The sequence below is a fragment of the Gilliamella sp. Pra-s60 genome, from assembly GCF_009795755.1.
Taxonomy (GTDB): domain Bacteria; phylum Pseudomonadota; class Gammaproteobacteria; order Enterobacterales; family Orbaceae; genus Gilliamella.
This window is the reverse complement of record NZ_WTFA01000008.1, coordinates 1-16,886: the sequence shown is the minus strand read 5'-3', so window position 1 is coordinate 16,886 and position 16,886 is coordinate 1. Positions and strand designations below refer to the sequence as shown.

Annotated in this window: 14 protein-coding genes; 12 read left to right on the top strand and 2 right to left on the bottom strand. The window is 37.0% G+C overall.

Annotation, left to right across the window (positions count from 1 at the left end; genetic code table 11):
• Positions 1–60 precede the first annotated feature (60 nt).
• The 5 genes from fdhE to GQ596_RS06910 all read left to right on the top strand — a co-directional run bounded on the left by fdhE (position 61) and on the right by GQ596_RS06910 (position 5,149).
• Positions 61–969, top strand: coding sequence for a formate dehydrogenase accessory protein FdhE (gene fdhE / locus GQ596_RS06930; protein ID WP_160400957.1), 909 nt, complete (start codon positions 61–63; stop codon positions 967–969).
• A 163-nt stretch (positions 970–1,132) separates the two neighbouring features.
• Positions 1,133–2,095, top strand: a complete 963-nt coding sequence (locus GQ596_RS06925; protein ID WP_160400956.1) for an ABC transporter substrate-binding protein — start codon at positions 1,133–1,135, stop codon at positions 2,093–2,095.
• A 277-nt stretch (positions 2,096–2,372) separates the two neighbouring features.
• Complete coding sequence (locus GQ596_RS06920) at positions 2,373–3,350, top strand: ABC transporter substrate-binding protein (protein WP_160400955.1); 978 nt, start codon at positions 2,373–2,375, stop codon at positions 3,348–3,350.
• A gap of 69 nt (positions 3,351–3,419) precedes the next feature.
• On the top strand, positions 3,420–4,352 hold the full coding sequence (locus GQ596_RS06915) for an ABC transporter permease (RefSeq protein ID WP_160400954.1): 933 nt from the start codon (positions 3,420–3,422) through the stop codon (positions 4,350–4,352).
• 2 nt (positions 4,353–4,354) lie between these two features.
• Entirely contained in the window at positions 4,355–5,149 is a 795-nt protein-coding gene (locus GQ596_RS06910; protein WP_160400953.1) for an ABC transporter ATP-binding protein, read from the top strand.
• A 70-nt stretch (positions 5,150–5,219) separates the two neighbouring features.
• On the opposite strand, the gene GQ596_RS06905 is transcribed toward GQ596_RS06910, so the two are convergent.
• On the bottom strand, positions 5,220–6,566 hold the full coding sequence (locus GQ596_RS06905) for a histidine-type phosphatase (RefSeq protein WP_160400952.1): 1,347 nt from the start codon (positions 6,564–6,566) through the stop codon (positions 5,220–5,222).
• Positions 6,567–6,815: 249 nt separating this feature from the next.
• Here GQ596_RS06905 and dauA point away from each other — a divergent pair, with 249 nt between their 5' ends.
• Positions 6,816–8,489, top strand: a complete 1,674-nt coding sequence (gene dauA / locus GQ596_RS06900) for a C4-dicarboxylic acid transporter DauA (protein ID WP_160400951.1) — start codon at positions 6,816–6,818, stop codon at positions 8,487–8,489.
• A gap of 193 nt (positions 8,490–8,682) precedes the next feature.
• Entirely contained in the window at positions 8,683–9,237 is a 555-nt protein-coding gene (locus GQ596_RS06895) for an HdeD family acid-resistance protein (RefSeq protein WP_160400950.1), read from the top strand.
• Between the two features lie 127 nt (positions 9,238–9,364).
• Here the strand turns inward: GQ596_RS06895 and rsgA are convergent, their stop codons facing one another.
• Entirely contained in the window at positions 9,365–10,393 is a 1,029-nt protein-coding gene (gene rsgA, locus GQ596_RS06890; protein ID WP_160400949.1) for a small ribosomal subunit biogenesis GTPase RsgA, read from the bottom strand.
• A gap of 79 nt (positions 10,394–10,472) precedes the next feature.
• Between rsgA and orn the strand changes: the two genes are divergently transcribed.
• From orn to GQ596_RS06865, 5 genes are all read left to right on the top strand, one after another.
• Complete coding sequence (gene orn, locus GQ596_RS06885; protein WP_202112496.1) at positions 10,473–11,036, top strand: oligoribonuclease; 564 nt, start codon at positions 10,473–10,475, stop codon at positions 11,034–11,036.
• Between the two features lie 5 nt (positions 11,037–11,041).
• Positions 11,042–12,316, top strand: coding sequence for a lipid IV(A) 3-deoxy-D-manno-octulosonic acid transferase (gene waaA / locus GQ596_RS06880; protein ID WP_160400947.1), 1,275 nt, complete (start codon positions 11,042–11,044; stop codon positions 12,314–12,316).
• 2 nt (positions 12,317–12,318) lie between these two features.
• Positions 12,319–13,329: a ferrochelatase gene (gene hemH / locus GQ596_RS06875; RefSeq protein WP_160400946.1), complete on the top strand. Its 1,011-nt coding sequence runs from the start codon at positions 12,319–12,321 to the stop codon at positions 13,327–13,329.
• A 187-nt stretch (positions 13,330–13,516) separates the two neighbouring features.
• Entirely contained in the window at positions 13,517–14,848 is a 1,332-nt protein-coding gene (locus tag GQ596_RS06870; RefSeq protein ID WP_160400945.1) for a CoA-disulfide reductase, read from the top strand.
• 110 nt (positions 14,849–14,958) lie between these two features.
• Complete coding sequence (locus tag GQ596_RS06865) at positions 14,959–16,380, top strand: cation:dicarboxylate symporter family transporter (protein WP_160400944.1); 1,422 nt, start codon at positions 14,959–14,961, stop codon at positions 16,378–16,380.
• Positions 16,381–16,886: the final 506 nt, after the last annotated feature.

Sequence of the window (16,886 nt, the reverse complement as noted above, 5' to 3'; positions counted from 1 at the left end):
GCGGTACTACGTTTGGTTAAAGTCTATAATCAGCTAAGTCACAATCAATGAGAATTTATAATGAGTATAAAAATCATCCCACAAAAACAACTTGAACAACAGGCAACAAACTCAGTGATTAGACAGATTCCATTAATTTTTTATCCATCACCAACAACGACTTATGCACATCGAGCAAAGCGCTTAAAAAGCTTGGCAGCCAATAACCTATTTAGTGATTATTTAAATTTTTGCGCCACAATCGCCGAACAACAAGCCAATTTAGCTAAACAAAATCCTATTAATGTTGATTTGTCTGAATATCTTAACAACGAAAATCCACCATTAAGTTTAAGCAATCGACCATTGTCCACGAGTTGGCAAGAATACCTCAATGAATTATTAAGTTCGATAACTGCAACAACTGAACAAATAACATTAGTCATTGAGCAACTTAAAAAAAATAGTGTTCAGCAGCTACAAGATAAAGCGCTACATCTACTCAATAATGAATTTGCTCATGTAGAGGGTAACGAAGCGATATTTATTTGGGCAGCATTGTCGGTTTATTACAGTCAACTAGCAAGCCAAATTAAAGGCAAAGCAATAGCAGAAAGCACTGATAAAAGCTGGTTATGCCCAGTATGCAACAACATACCTGTTGCTAGTATCATCCAATTAGGTAGCAATAATGGCTTACGCTATTTACATTGTAGTTTGTGTGAAAGCGAATGGTATGTGCCTCGAATAAAATGTACCTGCTGTGATAACATGAAAGATATTCAATACTTTTCACTTGATAACGAATTATCCCCCACAAAAACAGAATGCTGTGATGCTTGCCATAGCTATTTAAAAATCTTCGATCAAGATAAAGATCCACACATTGAGATTATTGCTGATGACATTGCTTCGCTAATATTAGATATCAAAACAGAAGAAGAGGGATTTGCTAAAAGTGGAATAAATCCTTTTATATTCGCTCAATAAAAAGTGACTATAACACGATGATTAAAAAAATAATTTATGGTTATTGATTACCACTTTTATAACGGCTTTGTTAACAATAATCATTAATTCATAAAATACAACTTAACTTTTTAGGCTAATAAGGCTACAATGAAACTATTGTACTAGTTTATGAGTGTATTTTATGAAACGCTTTACTTTATTGATAATAATGATATTGCTTGTGCCTTTTTACAGTTTTGCTGATGCAATGAAAAATGTCGCCATTACGGCAATTGTTGAGCATCCATCATTAAACCAAATCCGTGATGGTGTCAAAGATGAATTAACCGATAGCGGCTATACATTAAATGATAATTTAACCGTACAATACAAAAGCGCACAAGGAAGCAGTGCCACTGCAGCTCAAATAGCAAAGCAATTTGCTACAGCAAAACCTGATGTTATCGTTGCAATTGCAACACCAAGCGCACAAGCAACAGCTGCTGCAACTAAACAAATTCCTATCGTCTTTGCAGGAATTACCGACCCCATAGCAGCTAAATTAACCAAAGATTGGCAACCAACAGGCACCAATATTACTGGCGTATCTGATTACCAAGAAATAGGTCCACAAATTGATTTTATGAAAAAAATTGTACCTAACGTTAAATCAGTCGGTTATATTTATAGCCCAAGTGAAATTAACTCAACGGTTGTACTAAGACACCTGCAAACATTGTTAACAGAACAGGGGATCGCCCTTTTTGCCGTGCCAGCTCAACGAACATCAGACATTCCAACGGCGGCCGCCTCATTAAAGGGTAAAGTTGATTTAATCTATACCACAACGGATAACAATGTGGTTTCGGCCTATGAGTCTTTAGTTAAATTTGCTAATGAGAATAAAATTCCCCTTTTAGCCTCGTTCCCTGATGCTATTGAACACGGTGCTGTTGCGGCATATGGCATGAGTTATTACGATGTGGGTCGTCAGTCAGGCAAACTTGTTGTACGCATATTAAAAGGTGAAACCGCAGGTAATATTGCTCCAGAAATAGGACAATCTCTTCGCCTTGTCATCAATATTGATGCAGCTAAAAAACAAGGAATTACATTTACACCTGAAGTGATTCAATCTGCTGACAAAGTCATCGGTAATCATTAATTTAATATCCCTAAAATCAATAAAAATCCTTGTTCACTTAAGTGAACAAGGCACTTAATATTACAAAGCATCATTCTGAATCAATAAACATCACTGACTCTCAACTTTAATCGAATACTAAGATACACATCATTAACATCGCTTTTAATAATGCCTTTGTAACTGTAATGAAATATTTACAGATAACCTGTTTTTTATTATAGAAAATTATCTAATTTTGCTTTATAGTAACTCAATATTTAGCTTATATGTAAAAAAAATATTACAGGAGCGTTTTATGCGTAATTCTATAATTAAACTTTGTATGTTACTGAGTTTATCGTTAGCAACATTTTGTTCTTTTGCTGAACCTAAAGCTGAACAAAAATTTGTTGCTATCACCGCAATTGTTGAACATCCTGCGTTAGACAATGTACGCAAAGGTGTTGAAGACGAATTAAAAGATAACGGTTATATTAATGGCCAAAATCTAAAACTACAATTTGCCAGTGCACAAGGAACTAGTGCAAATGCAGCGCAAATTGCTAAACAATTTGCAGCAAGTAAACCTGATGTTATCGTTGGTATCGCAACGCCTAGTACACAAGCGTTAGTTGCTACAACCAAAAATATTCCTATCGTTTTTACTGCTGTAACTGATCCTGTTGCGGCTAAATTAACATCAAGCTGGGAAGCATCAAAAACGAATGTAACAGGCGTATCTGATGCACTACCGCTTGATTCTCAAATTGAGATGATGCTAAAAATTAAACCGGATGCTAAAAATATTGGTTATGTTTATAGCCCAAGTGAAGTTAATTCAACAATTGTACTTAAAGAATTACGATCAGCACTTGAAAAACGAGGTATGAAAATCATTGCTGCCCCAGCTCAACGAACATCAGATATCTCAACCGCAGCTCAAAGCTTAAAAGGTAAGGTTGATATGATTTATACCACAACTGATAATAACGTCGTTTCCGCTTATGAAGCGTTAGCAAAAGTAGCTAACGAAAACAAAATTCCTTTGCTAGCATCAGATCCTGATTCTGCAGAACGCGGTGCTATTGCTGCTTTAGGTATGAGTTATTATGATCTTGGTCGACAAGCTGGTAAAATTGTTATTCGCATCCTTAATGGCGAAAACCCAGGTGATATCCCACCACAAGTGGGCAATATTACTCAACTAACAATTAACAAAAAAGCAGCTGAACGCCAAGGTGTCACTTTATCTGAAGATATATTAAAATCAGCCGCAAAAATTGTTGAAAAATAATTTTTAATTTTTACACTTTTATTATCATTAAACCGCCAATATTGGCGGTTAACTTTAATGGATTTTTGAATGTCTTTTGAATTTTTATTAGGCTCAACCGAAATTGGCCTTATTTATGCACTTGTCAGTTTAGGTGTATTTATTTCGTTTCGTTTACTGGATTTTCCTGATCTAACTGCTGATGGTAGCTTTCCTCTTGGAGGGGCGGTATGTGGTTTATTCATCTATATTGGCGTTGATCCTTGGATTGCAACATTTCTTGGCATGTTTGCAGGTTGTCTTGCTGGTGCAATGACAGGGTTATTATATGTCAAACTAAATATCTTACAGCTACTCGCTAGTATTATTGTCATGATGGGGCTCTATTCAATAAATCTTCGGATTTTAGGTGTTGGCCGTTATGTCACTGGTGAAGCGGATCAAATTGTGGGTACACCCAACCTATCATTATTGGGTTCGGATACAATTTTTACATCACTTCCTTTTGAAGGATCTATATCGCAATACCTTATAATCTTAGGGTTTGTCATTGTATTTTGGATGCTACTAAACCTATTTTTAAATACCCAAAAAGGCCTTGCTTTAAGAGCTACAGGGACTAACCAACGAATGGCAAAATCGCAAGGGATTCCAACGGATGGCATCATCATTTTAGGAATGGCGATTTCAAATGGTTTAATTGCGCTAGGTGGATCATTATTTGTACAAACACAAGGCAGTGCTGACATCACTATCGGCGTTGGCACTATCGTTATTGGGCTTGCCTCGATTATACTTGGAGAAAGCATCTTCCCAACAAAACGCATCTGGTCGATTATGTTTGCGATCATCTTAGGGTCTATCTTATATCGTTTATTTATTGCTTTTGCATTAAGTAATGAAACCCTAAAAAGTATTGGTGTTGGAACAGAAGATCTTAATATCATCACCGCATTATTAATGGTATTAGCACTTGTATTACCAAAACAAATAAGAAAACTCTCGAAGAAAAGAGGAAAGTAAACATGATTAAAGCAGAACAATTACATTTAACCTTTAATCAAGGTACGCCGATTGAGAATCATGTATTACGAGGGTTAAATCTTAACATCAGTGAAGGGGAATTTGTCACAATCATCGGCAGTAATGGTGCAGGGAAAAGCTCGTTACTTAACGCAATTAGTGGTGATTTACTGACTGATTCTGGCTGTATTATGATCAATGATAAAAATGTCACTCGATGGCCAGCATGGAAACGCGCGGGTATGGTTGCTCGAGTATTCCAAGACCCAATGGTTGGAACTTGTGAAAACCTAACGATTGAAGAAAACCTTGCTATTGCTTATAACCGTGGTAAAAAATTCACATTATCTTCAGCGCTTAACCGCAAAGCACGTTCAATATTTAAAGAAAAACTAGCAACATTAAACCTAGGACTTGAAAATCGACTAACCGACATGATGGGACTACTTTCTGGTGGGCAAAGGCAAGCTGTTAGCTTATTAATGTCAACTTTACAACCATCTAAAATACTACTTCTAGATGAGCACACTGCGGCACTTGATCCTAAAACGGCGCAATTTGTTTTAGATCTTACTGATAAAATCGTGTCACAAAACAAATTAACGACCATGATGGTAACTCACTCAATGAAACAAGCCTTGGAATATGGCACCCGAACAGTCATGTTGCATCAAGGGCAAGTAGTACTTGATGTATCGGGCGAAGAACGTGCTAAATTAACTGTCACCGACCTTTTAGCCATGTTTGAACGAACACGCGGTGAAAAGGTTACCGACGATGCTCTGCTTTTAGGTTAACCATTATCAAAAAGCAATATTTCTATTAGAAATATTGCTTTTTATCTATCGCAATTAATTCCATTACAGCCTAATTTGCCACGGGTGACGGGACATAACTTAAACCTAATTTATTAAGCTTATCTGTATAAAATTGCTTTATATCACTCCAACGATAATAAGGGTATTGCGCTGATTTTATAGGTAGATGCACTTCACGCTCGTTTAATAATACTTTAACTAATACAGGCTGATTTGCTTGTTCGCTTTTATAAAAAATCCATTGAATATTGGCACCCATAGGAATAATTTTATCTGCTTGCCAAACGGCATAATAATCAAAAATAGACTCAGCAACAGTGGATGTACCTTCAATTTCAAGTAAAGTAGCTAAAGGTGAAATAGTTTCAGCATGAGCAAAACGCAAATTAGCATCAATATTATTATTCGCTATTGCAATATCGGCAGTGTTTAACATATCCCACAACAATGGGGCGGCAATTTTTATTTGGATACCATTGGCATCAAAAGCAGGACCAATTTCCAGATAATTTTTAGCTGTAACCACGGTATTAAGCCAAGTATTTTCATCAACCGAAAAATACGAATTAAGGTCAAGATAATTATCCTTTAATAATTGAGGCGAAAATGCTTGTAACTCTTGATACAATTGGTAAATCGCAATCACGAAATCTCGCGTTGTTACAGATGGTTTGTCGACAACTTCAATACCGCTATCTAGCTTTTGAATAAAATCATCAACAAAGATCTTTTTTGCAACCTGTTTGCTTATTTGTTGCGTTTTAGGAGCATTTTCTACTGATTTCACGGCATTTTTTACTATTTTACTGTGTTTATATTCATCATAATCTGGTGAATAATCAAAAAAACGCAATAACGTTTGCTGATCTTCGGGTTGCTGTGTGACATGGATATTAGGATATTTAGATTTGAAAGAACTAACGAATATTTCTGCGGTTTCTTTGGCTCTTGGTGAGCTAGAGGAAACAACATCAATTTCCTTTCCGTTAAACACAGTAGGATTATTGTTCAGCATTCGTTGACTAATCAAAGCTATATCTTTACGACCAAGATCGGTAAGTTGACCGTAATGATTTTTATTTAACTCACTAATACGAATTATTTGCCTCAATAAATCTTTTCCAAGGTTAGTTAATTTATCTTGCTTTTCGGCCATTGACAAAATTTGATAAGCAATATCTTCAGATTTTGACTTACTGATATAACGTGAACCATGTCGTCCGACATGATCGATATAAAACGCCACATACCCAACTGGTGCAGGAGTAATCTTTTGTTCGGTATCATATTGATAAGCTGTCTTAGACCCCACAATTATAGATTGTTGAGCAAAACTTACAGCAGAAAACGCACATAAAAAAACAGTAAACCATTTGCAAAAACGAACCGTAACCATACGCTTTTCCCCTTGAAATAAACAATGTTAATATACCATTAAAAATACGCTCAACATCACTACCTTATAGTGTAGATTAACATAAAAATTAAAATAAGCCGTACTTATCAAGTCATCGCATCAATAAAACACTACCTATAAAAAACTTCAAAAAAAAGATGATTATTTTTATAACACTCTTTTATTTTTTGTAAAAAAGATTATCTTATTAAGCACTCAACACAACTTTCCTTTAATTGATTAGATACAATGAAATTATACGGCCTTTCTGGCACAAAAATTAGCTGTGCATTAGTATCCTCATGCATAAACACCCCTTACAGCATTCCTCGTTTTATTAAAGACTTAATAGCCGGCATAACTGTTGGTATTATTGCTATTCCGCTAGCAATGGCATTAGCAATTGCCAGTGGAGTACCGCCACAACATGGCTTATATACAGCCATTATTGCTGGTTTGGTGATTGCATTAACGGGAGGATCACGTTTTAGTGTTTCTGGCCCAACGGCTGCATTTGTCGTTATTTTATATCCTGTTTCATTACAATACGGATTATCTGGACTACTCATTGCCACCTTATTGTCGGGGATATTCCTTATCTTTATGGGCATGGCTCGATTAGGTCGATTAATTGAATATATTCCACTCCCTGTTGTATTAGGCTTCACTTCGGGCATTGCCATCACTATCGCCACCATGCAAATTAAAGATTTTTTTGGCTTAACGCTTGAACATATGCCAGAAAGCTATATTAGTAAAGTCATTGAACTAACAAAAAACCTACCAACTATCAACATTGCTGACACCATTGTTGGTTTTGTCACACTAATGGTATTAATTGCATGGCCAAAACTTAAAGTAAAAATACCGGGGCACCTACCTGCACTCATTGCTGGCGTGATTGTCATGTTTATTTTTAATCAATTAGGCTACCAGATTGAAACAATTGGTTCTCGATTCACCTACACAATGGCTGATAATACCATAGGGCACGGTATTCCATCCGTACTACCAGAATTTTCTTTACCGTGGCTTCATACTGAATTTAACTGGGATTGGTCAATGCTCACAGCCCTATTACCCATTTCACTAACCATGGCAATGTTATGTGCAATTGAATCACTATTGTGCGCAGTCGTATTAGACGAAATGACACACACCAAACACCACTCAAATAGTGAACTTATTGGGCAAGGTTTAGGTAATATCATTGCCCCATTTTTTGGTGGTATATCAGCAACAGCGGCTATCGCAAGGTCGGCCGCCAATGTCAAAGCAGGAGCAACATCACCTATTGCTGCTGTATTACATTCATTAGTTGTATTACTTGCACTTATTTGCTTTGCGCCAGCATTATCGTTTATTCCTCTATCTGCGATGGCTGCCTTGTTACTTATCGTGGCATGGAACATGAGTGCTGTTCAACGTGTCATTTATATCATCAAATGCGCCCCTAAAGACGATATTTTAATTATGCTTATTTGCATGTCGCTAACAGTACTATTTGATATGGTGATTGCAATTACTGTTGGAATTGTGCTGGCATCAATTCTATTTATGCGCCGTATTGCTCGAATGACCCGCTTAGTTGAACTAAACCAAAGCAACGATAAAACCCTTGCATTACGAATTAACGGCCCACTCTTTTTTGCTGCTGCTGAACGTACTTTTTCAGAAATATATCAAAAAATCAATGGTTATAAACACATCGTATTACAATGGGATGCCGTGCCTATTCTTGATGCAGGCGGACTCAATGCTTTAATACATTTTATTGATGAACTTCCTGAACATGTCGATTTATCGATTTGCGAGTTACAATTTCAACCATTAAAAACCCTTGCTCGTGCCAAAGTAGTGCCAACATCTAACAAAATCATGTTCTATTCAACATTAGAAGAAGCACTGAAAGATAAAGATTAATTTTAAATTTAGTCTTATCATATTTACTAATTTAACTGCACAGTCAAAGTTTCAGCAAAAATAATGACTGTGCAATAAATTAAAGCTCCACGACCTTTCTTTTTATTTTCTATTCACTATTAGCAAACGCATAGGTTTTAAAGATAATTTTAATTTAAAACCCAAAATTAACTTATAAAAACAGGAAAATAACATGATATCTAACAAAAACGAGCTACAAAACCTAAAACCAAAATCAAATTGGTTTATTTTAATTGGTGTTATTTTAATTGTATTAGGATGTTTAGCATTAACTTATCAGTTTATCGCCACTGTCTTTTCTGTCTATTTTATTGGTTCATTAATATTAATTGCAGGGATTGCTCAAGCATTACATTCATTTAACATAAAAAGTTTTGGTCAATCAGCTTTATGGGCAGTAATGGGGATTTTATATATAGTGATTGGCTTGATGTCATTTTTCCAACCCGTTGCGGTTTCATCGGCGTTAACACTAGTTATTTCATTCTTATTACTGATGAGTGGTTTTACTCAGTTATTTGCAGCGCTAAATAATCGTAATTTACCAAGCTGGGGATGGATTTTAACCTCTGCCATTATTACACTTATTTTAGGCTTTATGATTATCATAGGATGGCCATACGACAGCCTTTGGGTATTAGGTATGTTTCTAGGTATCGACCTCATCTTCCAAGGTTGGGCTTATGTTGCGATTGGTTTTGCAATTAAAGCAGTAAATAAAAAATAAATTATGCCAGTGCTCACAATCAAGTAGCGATACGTTTAGCTATATGTCACACGGTTCCTACTTATTGTGAGCAATCATTTATGAACATAATACAGCTTAATTGCAACAAACAACACGCCAAAACCGACTACTTATAGCTTTTATTGGTTTTTGCCTTAACTTCTTGCATTGTCTGCAAAATTCGATGATAGTTATCTAACCTTGATTGAGCGATTTCACCATCTTGCACGGCTTTTTGTAGTAAACATCCTGGTGTGTCAAGATGATTACAATCCCGAAAATGGCAACCGCCCAAATAATTATCAAATTCTTTAAAACCACTAATCACTTGCTGTGGTTCTAAGTGCCATAATCCGAATTCGCGGATCCCTGGAGAATCAATAATATCACCACCGTTTGATAAGTGATAAAGTCTAGAGGATGTGGTTGTATGCTGACCAAGCCCTGATATTTCTGAAATATCTCCAGTCATCGCTGATTGTGATTGATGCGGTAACAGCAAATTAATAATACTTGATTTACCCACACCAGACTGTCCAACTAAAATAGAAATCTTACCTTGTAAAATATCCTGTAATACAGCAATACCTTGTTGATGCTGGCATGAAACATACAACACTTGATAACCAATTTTAGTATAAATAGCCAATTGGCTTTCAACATTTGCTCGCTCGACATCGTTTAATAAATCAATTTTATTTAAAACAATAATCGGTTTAATATCTGTTGCTTCACAAGCCACCAAATAACGGTCGATAATATTAAGAGACAACTCTGGCAATACAGCCGATATAATCACAATTTGATCCACATTTGCCGCAACAGGTTTAACACCATCATAAAAATCAGGCCTAACCAATTCAGAATGTCGAGGGTGAACAGCTTCAATCACACCATTGGTATTAGGCTCTAAACTTTCACGCCACATCACTTTATCGCCAGTGACTAACGAAGGTAACGTTCGTCGAATACTACAGCGATAAATATTGCCAATATTATCCTCAACATCAGCCGATTTACCAAAACGACTGATAACCACACCATCACGCGGTGATGAAAAGTTAGATAGGCTTTCATCTTGCTTTGTTGCTAGCCGTTGTTGATGTTTAGCTGCCATGCGTCTTTTTTGATTATTGGATAATTGAATTTTTGCCATAGTACTCATTTTTTACTAAAACAGATTGCCAGTTATGCTACACTACTCAGTATCAAAAAGAAATTATCTATCACATATTATGACCAAACAAACACAAATTAATAGCAACAATCTAATTTGGATTGATCTTGAAATGACAGGACTAGATCCAGCCGTTGATCGCATTATTGAAATTGCAACGATCGTCACCGATTCCGACCTTAATATCCTTGCTGAAGGACCTGTCATTGCCGTTCACCAATCTGATGAACAGTTAGCACTAATGGACGAATGGAACCAAAACACACATGGCAAATCAGGACTAATTGAACGTGTTCGCCAAAGTACCATCAGCGAACAACAAGCCGAATTACAAACCATTGAATTCTTAAAACAATGGGTGCCTGAAAACAGCTCGCCAATTTGTGGCAACACCATTGGGCAAGATCGACGTTTCTTATTTAACTATATGCCTAATTTAGAAAGCTATTTTCATTACCGCTATTTAGATGTCAGTACAATTAAAGAACTAGCCAAACGCTGGAAGCCCGAAATATTAAAAGGCATCAGTAAACAAAGTTCACACCAAGCACTTGAAGACATTCGTGACTCGATTGCCGAATTGGCTTATTATCGCCAACACTTTTTTAATATAACTATTTAATTAGTATGCAAATTTTATATACTATTTTATTATATTTACTACAACCTTTTGTCTGGCTAAGGTTACTTTGGCGTAGCCTTAAAGCGCCAAATTATCGCAAACGTTGGCTTGAACGTTATGGTTTTTGTAAAAACAAAGTCAAGCCCAACGGCATTTTAGTTCATGCGGTATCGGTAGGCGAAACCATCGCCGCAATACCACTTATCAAAGCACTTAAGCAACAATACCCGCATTTACCCATCACTGTCACCACCATGACACCAACGGGATCTGAACGAGTCAAATCGTTACTTGGTGATAGTGTCAGCCATGTTTATTTACCTTACGATTTACCTTGTGCAATCCATCGTTTTCTAAAAACAGTACAACCTAAATTAGTGATTATTATGGAAACCGAACTTTGGCCTAACATGATTAGCCAATGCCATAACAAAAACATCCCCCTAATTATTGCCAATGCTAGATTATCTGAGCGATCAGCAAACCGATACCGCAAACTCGGTTCTGCCATTAGCCACTTATTATCAAAAATCAGCACCATTGCCGCACAAAATAAGCAAGACGGCGAACGATTTATGTCATTAGGCTTACCGCCTGATCACTTAACCGTCACAGGCAGTATTAAATTCGATATTGAGCTAACCGAACAACAACAGCGAAAAATTGCCACGCTAAAACAGCAATGGCCATTAAATCGCCCAGTATTTATTGCCGCAAGTACCCATAATGGCGAAGACGAAATTATTTTAACGGCCTTTCAACGGTTATTACTCAAACATCCTGATTTATTATTAATTATTGTTCCCCGCCATCCTGAGCGCTTTAAAACAGTTGAAAAGCTAATTGATGACCGCAAACTAAATTACATCAACCGCAGTCACAATAATGCCCCAACGCGACAAACCCAAGTTATATTGGGCGACACAATGGGCGAACTAATAGAACTTTATGGCATTGCCAACATCGCCTTTGTTGGGGGGAGCTTAGTTGAGCATGGAGGACATAACCCACTAGAGCCAGCACTGCATCACATCCCGATCATAAGTGGCAAACATTTTTTTAATTTTAAAGTAATTGGTGAACAACTCATTTCAGCACAAGGAATGCAAGTTTGTGCTAGCTCGGCTGATGCACTTTATTCAACGATTGATGCATTATTAAACAGTCAAATTAATCGCCAACAAATGGGTGAACACGCCTATCAAGTATTAAAACAAAATCAAGGGGCATTAGGTCGGCTTCTTGCTATTATCAACCGATATATTAAAAATAAGGATTAATGGTGACCTCAAAAGAAGGACTATTACTTGTAAACCTAGGCACTCCAAACGCCGCAACGCCAGAAGCCATAACGCAGTATTTAACTGAGTTCCTGCTTGATAGGCATGTTGTTGATCTGCCTAGACTGCTTTGGTATCCGCTTTTAAAGTACCGCATAATCCCTAAACGCGTACCTTATATTATTAAGCATTACCAAAAAATCTGGATAGAGGGTAACTCGCCATTATTGCATTACAGCCAATTATTATGTAACAAGTTACAACAGTGTTTACCCAATGTGCAATGCGAATTAGCCATGACTTATGGTGATCCCACTATGCAATCGGCATTGAATCATCTTAGCTCATGTACCAAAATTACAGTATTGCCCCTCTTTCCGCAATACTCAACCACCACAACACTTGCCGTACTAGATAAACTTAACCAACTCATCAACCACAATCAAATCACTGCAAACATTAACTACATTCGTGATTATGCGGATCATCCAAGTTATATCAATGCACTATATTTGCAAATCAAACAGGCTTTTCAACAGCAAGGCGAGCCGGAAGTGCTCGTTCTGTCTTACCATGGTATCCCAGAGCGCTATATCCACAAACGAAAAGAGGATTATATTGAACGTTGTGAAATGACCACGCAATTATTAATCGAAAAATGTCGAGAAAATGGGATAAATCGACCAATCCAAATGGCGTATCAATCCAAATTTGGTAAAGGTAAATGGGTCGAACCCAATACCAGTGATGTATTAAAACAGCTAGCCAAGCAAGGCATAAAAAACGTGCACGTCATCTGCCCAGGTTTCTCGGTAGATTGTATTGAAACCCTTTATGAAATTGATGAAGAAAATCGAGAACTATTTTTTAATGCAGGAGGAAAAACGTTTTATTATATTCCCGCATTAAATGAGAGCGACTTACAGATTAGTTTTATCATAGAGCTAATTAATCATACTCAACCGCTTACATTTAAAAACTTATGCTCAAACACCTTATATTCAAACACATAGTCTCCTAAAATTTTTTACAGAAGCAAAGTGACTTAAAAAGATTATGCAAGACTGGTGATTGTAAATGTTCAAATGATTCAAATTCACAAATATTAATGCTAAATAGCTGTCTATCTCTCCTATAATTTATGGCGTATGATAGGATATTATTAATAATTGAGTATCTGAGCACTGAGGAGCAAATTAAATGAAAATCATCATCATTGGCGCTCAAGCCGCAGGCGCAAGTGCCGCCGCAAAAGCCAAAAGAATGAACCCAGAGGCAACCATCCGTATTTATGAAAAATCAAATATTGTCTCGTTTGGCGCTTGTGGTTTACCCTATTTCATTGGTAACCACTTTACTGATGCCAATGAAATGATATCTCGAACACCAGAACAATTTCAAAAAGATGGTATTGAAATTAAAACGTTACATGAAGTAATGACGATTGATGTTAATCAAAAAAAATTAACCATAAAAGATAATAATACTGGCCATTGCTTTGATGACAACTACGATAAATTATTACTGGCGGTTGGCGCAAGTCCTATCATACCAGCTTTTAAAAATGATCAGCTAAAAAACATTTTTACATTACGTGATCTGCACGATGGATTAGCAATCAAACACGTATTATCAAACAAAAATACCCAAAATGTTATTGTTGTCGGTGCTGGCTATATTGGGCTTGAAATCGCTGAATCGCTGGTCGCCTTACAAAAAAATGTCAAATTGATTCAATTAGATGACAGAATCCTAGTCGATGCGTTTGATGAACAAATTACCAGCCTAATTGAAGAAAATATTAAACAACATTGCGACCTACACTTGCAAGAGCGAGTTCTTAGCTTTGAGGGATCACACAATGTCACCCATGTAATTACTGATAAAGGACGATATCCTGCTGATATCGTTATTATTGCAACGGGAGTAAAACCAAACAGTGATATCTATAAAGATCTTGGCATCAACCTACTTAAAAATGGAGCCATAATCACTAACAGCTTAGGGCAAACCAATATTGCTGATATTTATGCCGCTGGCGATTGCGCCGCGCTTTACCATAAAGTTAGCCATTCAATGGTATATATCCCGCTCGCCACAGGAGCAAACAAGCTTGGTAAAATTGTAGGCGAAAATTTAGGTGGTGGACATTGCGAATATCCCGGCACGATTGGTACTTCAGCGTTAAAAGTTTTTGATATCGAAGCAGGACGCACGGGTTTAACTGAAAACGAAGCCCAAAAAGCCGCAATCCCCTATAAAACTGTCATAGTTAAAGATAAAAATCACAGTAATTATGTTGCTGGACAAACAAGTGTAACAGCAAAACTGATTTATCATGCCGATACGCGCGTGATTTTAGGTGGACAAATAGCGGGGGGGAATGGCGCGGTATTAAGAGTGAACACGTTAGCAACCGCTATATGGGCGAATTTGAAAATTGATGAATTAGCCATGATGGATTTTCTGTACGCGCCACCTTTTTCCAGACCTTGGGATATTTTAAATATTGCAGGCTCAATCGCAAAATAAACAACATTAATATATTTATAGTTAAACATCAAATCACGTAATTAAACATAGCACGTAATTAAACATAGATTGTTAACCAGATAACTGAATTATCAAAAGAGAGGCTAATTATGTCAGATGCCATTTTTCAGGGGACTTTTTTTGAAAAGTTCTTATCAATTACCCATTATCAAACCCTCATTGGTATTGGACTACTTCTCATCTGTTTTTTTGCGGTGATGAAACCGTTGCAAGATAAAAAAGTCAATTTTTCAGTTCGTATGTTAGTTGGCCTAATCCTTGGTGCTATACTTGGTCTAGGCATTCAAGCTGTGGCGGGATTTCCTGATGCGGCAACCCTCTGGATGCAGGAAACCGCAACATGGTATGGGCTATTTGGTCGAGCATTTATTGCCTTTATCCGAATGCTAGTAATACCACTTATTTTTGTATCGATTGTTAAAGTGATTATCGACTTTTCGGGCAAAAAAAATCTACCTCAAATTGCATTTAGAGGAATTTTTTGGTTACTGTTTACAACAGCCATTGCTTGTATCATCGGTATTTTGCTAGCAAATCTATTTTCTTTAGGTGAAATAAGCTCAAGCTCTGTACATCAAGCGCAAGCAAAACAATACACCAATATTATTGATACCTTTGTAAATCTAATCCCAAGTAATATTATTGCATCAATGGTAAATGAAAATATTGTTGGATTAGTCATCTTCTCTGCCTTAATGGGGCTTGCCGCCAATAGAATGGAAAAGAAGAATCCACAACCTATTTCACTCTTTAAAACATTTATCGAAGCACTTTACAAGATCGTTATGTCCATTGCGATGACGGTTATTAAATACATGCCTTACGCAGTCATTGCGTTACTGGCTCGCACCATTATTTCTAATGGAATACCGGCCATTATTCAGGTCTCAAGCTTTGTTGCCGCCATCTATATTGCCACATTGATTATGTTAATTGTGCATATTGCCATTGTTTCGATTCATGGTATTTCACCAACTATGTTTATAAAAAAAGCGCTAGGAACATGGTTATTAGCCTTTACTAGTCGCTCATCAGTTGGCTCATTACCAATGACTATCTCAACGTTAACCATTCGAATGGGAGTGAATACCGGCACTGCAAATTTAGTCGGCTCACTTGGCAGTACAATGGGAATGAATGGGTGTGCAGGTTTTTTCCCTGCTTTACTTGCCGTGATGGTAGCCCATATGGTTGGCATTGAAACAAATATCCAATTTTATATTATGCTTGTCATTGTGGTCGTTATTGGTTCAATCGGCATCGCCGGCATTCCCGGCACAGCAACAGTTGCCGCAACTGTTGTTTTATCGGGGATGGGGATGGCCGAATACTTCCCATTAATTGGAATGGTTTTAGCCGTGGATCCAATTATTGATATGGCAAGAACTTTAGCTAATGTATCTGGCGCTATGACAGCCGCAGTGGTAACCGATCGTGAAATTGGCCTTATGGATATGGGTGTGTATAACGATCCGAATATTACTCTTGAAAATGAGTCATCAGAGGTTTGATAGCAATGAGGAGGTTGTTCTAAGCTGATGTTAGTGTTGATTTTAAAAATCAAAAAATTTAATAAAATCAACACTTTTTCTGACCGTTTTTTGCGGTTAAATGCAGTTATCCTGAGTGTGCTTTTATTGGTTTTACGGGTTTGTTAGTTGTTGGTGTTTAATGCTAATTATGCAAGCGGTTGATTTTTCTTAAAAAGAGCTAAACAAAAACTTCAATAAAATCAATACCTTTCCTGACTTATTTTTTTATCAAAATGATGCTTTTTTGTTGGTGTATAGAATGGATTAGGTGCGGTGGTTTCGGACGTTTGAGCTTTGGGTGAATAAAATAGCTGTTGTGCCCACGTCCGAGTCAGGGAATTAAAGCGAATTCCCTGACAACCCACGCTTTGGCTACAGAATGTGGCCTTCGGCGCCCCTCCGCCGTCGCTCGGTCTTAACGCACCGTTTGTGGACGCGTTCCCGACGCACCACAAACTCGCCAAACGTCCTGTTTGGCGTGCTAA

What these genes read in the sequence shown, in the direction of transcription:
- fdhE (WP_160400957.1), top strand. Translation starts at nt 61, where the DNA reads ATGAGTATAAAAATCATCCCACAAAAACAACTTGAACAACAGGCAACA.
- GQ596_RS06925 (WP_160400956.1), top strand. Translation starts at nt 1,133, where the DNA reads ATGAAACGCTTTACTTTATTGATAATAATGATATTGCTTGTGCCTTTT.
- GQ596_RS06920 (WP_160400955.1), top strand. Translation starts at nt 2,373, where the DNA reads ATGCGTAATTCTATAATTAAACTTTGTATGTTACTGAGTTTATCGTTA.
- GQ596_RS06915 (WP_160400954.1), top strand. Translation starts at nt 3,420, where the DNA reads ATGTCTTTTGAATTTTTATTAGGCTCAACCGAAATTGGCCTTATTTAT.
- GQ596_RS06910 (WP_160400953.1), top strand. Translation starts at nt 4,355, where the DNA reads ATGATTAAAGCAGAACAATTACATTTAACCTTTAATCAAGGTACGCCG.
- GQ596_RS06905 (WP_160400952.1), bottom strand. Translation starts at nt 6,566, where the DNA reads ATGGTTACGGTTCGTTTTTGCAAATGGTTTACTGTTTTTTTATGTGCG.
- dauA (WP_160400951.1), top strand. Translation starts at nt 6,816, where the DNA reads ATGAAATTATACGGCCTTTCTGGCACAAAAATTAGCTGTGCATTAGTA.
- GQ596_RS06895 (WP_160400950.1), top strand. Translation starts at nt 8,683, where the DNA reads ATGATATCTAACAAAAACGAGCTACAAAACCTAAAACCAAAATCAAAT.
- rsgA (WP_160400949.1), bottom strand. Translation starts at nt 10,393, where the DNA reads ATGGCAAAAATTCAATTATCCAATAATCAAAAAAGACGCATGGCAGCT.
- orn (WP_202112496.1), top strand. Translation starts at nt 10,473, where the DNA reads ATGACCAAACAAACACAAATTAATAGCAACAATCTAATTTGGATTGAT.
- waaA (WP_160400947.1), top strand. Translation starts at nt 11,042, where the DNA reads ATGCAAATTTTATATACTATTTTATTATATTTACTACAACCTTTTGTC.
- GQ596_RS06870 (WP_160400945.1), top strand. Translation starts at nt 13,517, where the DNA reads ATGAAAATCATCATCATTGGCGCTCAAGCCGCAGGCGCAAGTGCCGCC.
- GQ596_RS06865 (WP_160400944.1), top strand. Translation starts at nt 14,959, where the DNA reads ATGTCAGATGCCATTTTTCAGGGGACTTTTTTTGAAAAGTTCTTATCA.